This window comes from Asaia lannensis NBRC 102526 (assembly GCF_024054035.1).
Lineage (GTDB): Bacteria > Pseudomonadota > Alphaproteobacteria > Acetobacterales > Acetobacteraceae > Asaia > Asaia lannensis.
The window spans coordinates 255,593-262,118 of record NZ_JAMXQU010000005.1 but is presented as its reverse complement, the minus strand read 5'-3'; the positions used below and the strand labels follow the sequence as shown (position 1 = coordinate 262,118).

The following is a 6,526-nucleotide window of genomic DNA, read 5'->3' as shown; positions in this document are numbered from 1 at the left end:
TCGGGAACTGCTGATCCGTGGGAGCCTGCCGATTATTCCCTGACGTAAATACCGCAAGGTTCCGGATCAGAGCTTTTGTCAACATAACCTGGGGTGTCGCGCTCTTGTTAGAGGATTTCGCTCCCTCCCCCTTCCCTAAGAAAACGTGAAGGACTATCTAGGCAATTGAGAAGCGTTCTCAGAGGGCTTCAGGGCCAGTCAGCTTAGGTGTGCTTTCCAATGACTCTCGACACCCTCCCCAAGGGAGCCCACGCGGTAATCAGTCAGGTCGTCTCCCGTATGGATAACGACCCGATTGCGCTTCGCCTTGGTGAACTGGGTTTCATTCCCGGCGCGCCAGTCGAGATCGTGGCCACCGGTCCTGTCGGGCACGATCCGATTGCCGTTCGTCTGGGATCGACCTGCTTTGCCCTGAGACGTGGCGAAGCATCGCGTGTCGCGCTCAGACACGATTTCTGATCGCCGATGGATGCCGTCACATCGACCATAACGGAGACTGCTCCGTTGCGTGCCGCTCTTGTCGGCAATCCCAATTGCGGCAAGACCTCCCTGTTCAACCAGCTGACAGGCAGTCGCCAGAAAGTGGCGAACTATGCTGGCGTCACGGTCGAACGCAAGGAAGGTTACTTTACAACGCCTGCCGGACGCCCCGTTCGTCTGCTGGATCTGCCCGGCGCCTATAGTCTGAGCGCCACAAGTCCGGATGAGGATGTCACGCGCGACGTGTGCATGGGGCGCCATCGTTCGGAACCGGCCCCCGACCTGATCATCTGTGTCGTTTCCGCCAGCAATCTGCAGCTTCATCTGCGCTTTCTGCTCGAACTCATGCAACTCGGCCGTCCCATGATGGTCGTGCTGAACATGATGGATGAAGCCGAGCGTCTCGGGCTCAGGATCGATGTCCCCGGACTGGCTGAGGCGCTCGGTCTGCCTATCGTACCGACCATCAGCCTGCGCAAGAGCGGCATCACCCATCTGCTTGCTGCGCTCGACCAGACAGATCGTCTGTCCCCACCGCCTCCGCTTCGCGATACCGACCTGCATGGACAGGTCGGCGAGCTGATTGCACGTTATACGAATGAGGCAAGCCTGCGTAGCGACCGTGTGGCGGACAGACTCGACCGCTGGTTTCTCCATCCTGTGTGGGGACCGGTTATCCTTCTGGTCGTGCTCTTTTTCATGTTCCAGACGGTTTTCGCTTGGGCGCAACCGATCATGGATGCGCTGGAGGCCGGCATCGCCTCTCTGGGGCAGATGATCGTCTCCCCCCTCCCACAAGGACTGCTACGCAGCCTGCTTGCAGATGGCGTTTTTGCCGGAGCGGGCACGGTCATCGTGTTCCTGCCGCAGATTCTTATTCTATTTTTATGGATCCTCACCCTTGAGGAGACCGGTTACCTGCCCAGGGCGGCGTTCCTGCTCGATCGCGTCATGGCTCTGGCCGGGCTGAGCGGGCGGTCTTTCATCCCGCTGCTGTCGAGCTTCGCCTGCGCCATTCCCGGCATTATGGCGGCCCGCACAATCCAGAATCCGCGCGACCGTCTCGTCACAATCCTCATTGCGCCTCTGATGACCTGCTCGGCGCGTCTGCCCGTCTATACGCTTCTGATCGGCGCCTTCGTACCGCATCGTACTGTGCTGGGCTTTCTTGGCCTCCAGGGGCTGGTTCTGTTCGGACTTTATCTCGTGGCCATTGTCAGCGGCATTCTGGCCGCGAGGCTGATGACGCACGGCGTCGCCTCTGACGAGCATCCCCTGATGCTCGAACTGCCCCCATACCGCACGCCCAATCTCAAAAGCATTGCGCTCGGCCTGTGGCAGAGGGCTGTAATGTTCCTGTCACGTGTCGGCACCATCATTGTCTCGCTCAACGTCCTGCTCTGGGCCTTGTCGAGCTTTCCTGCGCCGCCCCCCAATGCGACGGGTGCGGCCATCGATTACAGCTTTGCAGGTCATATCGGCCACTGGATGCTTCCTGTCTTTGCACCGCTCGGGTTCAACTGGCAGATATGCGTCTCGCTCATCCCCGGCCTGGCTGCGCGTGAGGTGGCCGTCAGTGCGCTGGCAACCGTCTATGCACTGGGTGCCAGTGACGACAATGCAGCCAGTCAGCTGCTTCCATTGCTCAGTGCACACTGGAGCATGGCCACTGCCTTCGCCCTGCTGGCATGGTATGTCTATGCGCCACAATGCATCTCAACCCTCGCGGTCATGCGTCGTGAAACACGTTCTCTCAAGGTGGTTGCCGGGGCAGCAGCCTATCTGTTTGGCCTTGCCTATCTCGCAGCCTTTCTTACCTATCACGTGACCCGCGCTTTTACCGGATAAAACCCATGATCCAGTATCTGATCGTCCTCGCCATTGTTCTCGCTGCCAGCCTCTACTGGCTCAACCGGCTGTTGCCCGCCCAGGCTGCGCGCCTCAAGGCGCGACTGGGGTTGGCCGCACCCGTGTCAGCGCAGGGAAGCGACAAGAAAGGCTGTGGCGGATGTACGGGCTGCAAGGGCGGCGGCTGCCATTAAGCCGTCTCGCCCATCGTGAAAACACAAATCGAAAGAACGCAGGTCAGTCGGCACGCGCGATAAAGTCGCGTACCTCATGCAGATCGTTCATGATCGCATGAGCTTTCCCGATAATCTCTTCATTCGGCGCCATGAGATCGGGCACGACGATCACGCGTATGCCTGCTGCATGCGCCGCTCTGGCGCCGTTATGGGAATCCTCGAGCGCAAGACAATAGGCGGAAGCAATGCCGATCGCTTCTGCAGCACGCAAATAAGGTTCCGGATCGGGCTTGCCACGCGTAACATCGTCACGGGTAATGATGGCATCGAATCGGTCGTAGATACCCATATGACGCAGATGCATCTCGGTCCGGTCACGGCTTGAAGACGTCGCGATGGCCCTCGGCAGACTTCGTTCGTCAAGATAATCCAGCAGCGGCAACACGCCTTTCTTGAGCACGAGTTTGCCCGCGTCGACGAGAGCATGCAGATGCCTGTTCTGCGCCCTGAACAACCCGTCCAGATCGATCTCCGGTCCATAGCGATCAATCACAAGCTGTGCGCAGGCATCGCCGGGCAGACCGATCATCTGACGGGCAAATTCGAGCGGCATGTCATAGCCGAGATCGTGCGCACCGAGCGTAAATGCGTCGAGCGACAGGGTTTCGCTATCGAGCAAAAGCCCATCCATATCGAACAGAATGCCTCTGATGGGTCCTGGACCGGTCATGTTTTCCTCCTGACGTTCAGTCTGTTTAACGATGCGTCGCGGACGGATGTTGCCTGTTTTCATCCTGCACTTTCGCATGACCGGTCCTTGCGACCCTGTCTGTATGATGGTTTTCCGACCCGTATTCGGCAGAACGTGGCACAAGCGCGATCGCCATTTCGGCGGTAACAAGCGCCGCGATGATCTGAGGGCGCTTGTCACGGATCGGATGCGCCCCGATCGGACAGACGAGCGTATCGATGCGCTCCTGGGCGATTCCCAGAGCCCGGAACCCGGCTTCGAAACGTCGCCTTTTGCTGTTTGAGCCGATCAGCCCGACATAGGCCAGATCGCCCCGTTCGAGTGCCGCCGCCGTGATGAGGGCATCGAGCGTGTGACTGGGGGTCATGATCACGACCCCATCGCCCGGGCGCAGTGCTCTGATTTCACCCTCCCAGTCATCGGTCACGCAGGCCGCCACGCCATGAGGCACACGGCCGAACTCCGTCGGCCTTGAATCGATCCAGCGTACGGACAAAGGCAGAAGCGATGACGATTGAACCAGAGCACGCCCGACATGACCTGCACCGAAAACTAGGAGGACCGGTCTCGATTCATGAGATGCTTCAAGCCGTGCGACCTCCCTGTCTAGATCGAACACAGGCTCGAAGTGCACCGTGACGGAGCCCCCGCAACACTGGTCGGCCTCAGGTCCAAGCGTATAGCACTGCTCGCGCGCAATGGCCTCGCCATGCAGAATTCTGCGCGCCCGATCGAGACAGGACCACTCCAGTGCGCCGCCCCCTATGGTGCCCGTCTGCGCGCCGGGCGTGACAAGCATGAAGGCCCCGACCTCGCGTGGGGTCGAGCCTCTGGTACCGGCAATCACCACGCGCAGCACGGCTACGGACTCGCGCCTCCAGCGTCGAAGCAGGGCAAGGTCGATCAGCCTCTCTCTCCCCCGGAGCCGTAGGCCTGCATCTGCATGATGGTACGCAGCAGACGCTCAGGCGTCGCCGGCGCATCGAGTTGCGGGCAGCGACGATACTGCCCAAGGCTGGCGATCGCATCGGACAGGGCATGAAGCACCGCGACACCGTGAACGAGAGGCGGCTCGCCCACAGCTTTGGACCGGTAGATCGTCGCTTCGCGGTTAGGCGCATTCTCAAGCAGCATCACGTTGAAGATATGAGGCCGATCCGAACAGGCAGGAATTTTATAGGTGCTCGGCGCATGGGTCCTCAGTCTTCCCTGAGCATCCCAGACCAGTTCCTCGGTGGTCAGCCAGCCAGCCCCCTGCACGAAAGCGCCTTCGATCTGTCCGATATCGATATCGGGATTGAGGGATTCGCCGGCATCGTGAAGGATATCGACACGATCGATCGTATTCTCACCGGTCAACAGATCAAGCGTAACCTCCGCACAGGCCGCACCGTAGGCAAAATAATAGAAAGGCCGCCCCCGTCCGGTTGCAGCATCCCAGGAAATCTTGGGGGTCTTGTAAAACCCGCTGGCGGAGAGAGAGATACGCGCAAAATAGACCTGCCAGACCAGATCGCGAAATGCGACCATCTCATCGCCTATCCGGACCCCGTCCGGGGTGAAGACAACGCTCTCCGGTGCCTCCTGCCATTTCGATGCGGCAAACCCGGTAATACGCTCCTTGATCTGTCGAACGGCATCCAGCACAGCCATACCGTTCAGATCGGCGCCCGAAGAAGCTGCCGTTGCAGAAGTATTGGGCACCTTGCCCGTGGTCGTGGCCGTAATACGCACATCCTCGGCAGAAAGCCCGAATTCATGCATAACGATCTGCACCATCTTGGTGTGCAGACCCTGCCCCATCTCCGTGCCGCCATGGTTAACCTGCACCGACCCGTCGGTATAGACATGCACAAGCGCGCCAGCCTGATTGTAATGGGTGGCGGTGAAGGAAATGCCGAACTTGACCGGCACCAACGCAATTCCCTTGCGCAGGGTGCGGCTTGTCGCATTGAAAGCGCATATGTCGTCGCGTCTCGACCGATAGGCACATTTTTCGGCCAGTTGAGTCATGACCAGATCGCTGATCGAATCCTCGACGACCATATGATAGGGCGTCACGTCGCGCGTTCCCGTGCCGTAGACATTGCGCAGACGCACATCAAGCGGATCCATCCCGGTCGCGAAGGCAATTTCCTCGATCACACGTTCGGCAGCCACGATGCCCTGAGGTCCACCGAAACCGCGAAACGCCGTGTTGGACTGGGTATTCGTCTTGAGGGCAAGAGAGCGAAAACGGACATCGGGATAGAAATAGGCATTATCGGCATGAAACAATGCGCGGTCCGTAACCGGCCCGGAAAGATCGGCTGACCAGCCACAACGCGCCGCAAGCTCCATATCGACCGCAAGAATATCGCCCTGGGCAGTAAAGCCGACATCATAGACAATCTTGAAATCGTGCCGCTTACCCGTGATGACCATGTCATCATCGCGATCGAGCCGCATTTTCGCGGCCTGTCCTGTGCGCTCTGCCGCCAGTGCAGCAAGACAGGCGCAGCCATTCGCCTGGGATTCCTTGCCACCGAACCCGCCCCCCATACGCCTGATTTCGGTGGTGACCAGATGATGCGGCCTGCCGAGGACGGTCGCTACCAGATGCTGCGTTTCCGAAGGGTGCTGGGTGGAAGACCACACGCGCATTTCACCGGCCTCGCCCGGCTGGGCCAGTGCCACCTGACCCTCCAGATAGAAATGCTCCTGCCCGCCTATCACCACCGTCCCGCTTAGCCGCCTTGGAGCATTCGCCAGCCCAGATACCGCATCTCCCCGCTCCATGGTCAGCGGACGCCAGACAACGGGGCTTCCATTGGCGCGCGCAGAGTCGATATCGAACAGGGCCGGAAGTTCATCATAGACGATGCGCGCCAGACGCACGGCACGACGCGCTATGGCGCGCTCGGTCGCAACCACCGCGAAAATGGGCTGCCCGACGTATTGGACCAGATCCTCCGCAAGAAGGGGTTCGTCATTGGCATGAACAGGGCTGGTCTGGTTGAGGCCGGGAATATCCGCAGCCGTCAGAACGCATACGACGCCCGGATAGGCCCGCACCTCGGAAAGATCGACGGAAACAAGCCGCGCATGCGCTTTTTCGCTCAGACCCGGCACGACATGAAGCAGGTTCTTCGGCTCGGGCAGATCGTCGATATACTGCGCCTTGCCCGTCACATGGAGTATCGCGCTCTCGTGCTTCATCGAACCGGTTCTGCGGCCGCCCTCCGGTTTTTGATCCTGTAGCGCAGTCGTCGCTGATGGGCCGGTCAGTGGC

At 59.8% G+C, this 6,526-nt stretch carries 6 protein-coding genes; 3 read left to right on the top strand and 3 right to left on the bottom strand.

What is annotated here, in order from left to right:
• Positions 1-219: 219 nt before the first annotated feature.
• The 3 genes from NF685_RS09195 to NF685_RS09185 are packed head-to-tail and all read left to right on the top strand — an operon-like array spanning position 220 to position 2,522.
• Positions 220-459 (top strand): FeoA family protein, encoded by a 240-nt coding sequence (locus tag NF685_RS09195; protein WP_222548080.1) that lies wholly within the window; start codon positions 220-222, stop codon positions 457-459.
• Positions 460-465: 6 nt separating this feature from the next.
• Positions 466-2,328: a ferrous iron transporter B gene (gene feoB / locus NF685_RS09190; protein ID WP_252849411.1), complete on the top strand. Its 1,863-nt coding sequence runs from the start codon at positions 466-468 to the stop codon at positions 2,326-2,328.
• Between the two features lie 5 nt (positions 2,329-2,333).
• Complete coding sequence (locus NF685_RS09185) at positions 2,334-2,522, top strand: hypothetical protein (protein ID WP_252849410.1); 189 nt, start codon at positions 2,334-2,336, stop codon at positions 2,520-2,522.
• Positions 2,523-2,565: 43 nt separating this feature from the next.
• On the opposite strand, the gene NF685_RS09180 is transcribed toward NF685_RS09185, so the two are convergent.
• The 3 genes from NF685_RS09180 to xdhB are packed head-to-tail and all read right to left on the bottom strand — an operon-like array spanning position 2,566 to position 6,453.
• Positions 2,566-3,234, bottom strand: a complete 669-nt coding sequence (locus tag NF685_RS09180) for an HAD family hydrolase (RefSeq protein WP_222548083.1) — start codon at positions 3,232-3,234, stop codon at positions 2,566-2,568.
• A gap of 25 nt (positions 3,235-3,259) precedes the next feature.
• Positions 3,260-4,159 carry a xanthine dehydrogenase accessory protein XdhC gene (gene xdhC, locus NF685_RS09175; RefSeq protein WP_222548561.1) on the bottom strand — a complete coding sequence of 300 codons (900 nt, stop codon included), beginning with the start codon at positions 4,157-4,159 and terminating at the stop codon, positions 3,260-3,262.
• A complete protein-coding gene (gene xdhB / locus NF685_RS09170; protein WP_252849420.1) occupies positions 4,159-6,453 on the bottom strand; it encodes a xanthine dehydrogenase molybdopterin binding subunit in 2,295 nt (764 codons plus the stop codon). Before xdhB ends, xdhC begins: the two co-directional genes overlap by 1 nt.
• Positions 6,454-6,526: the final 73 nt, after the last annotated feature.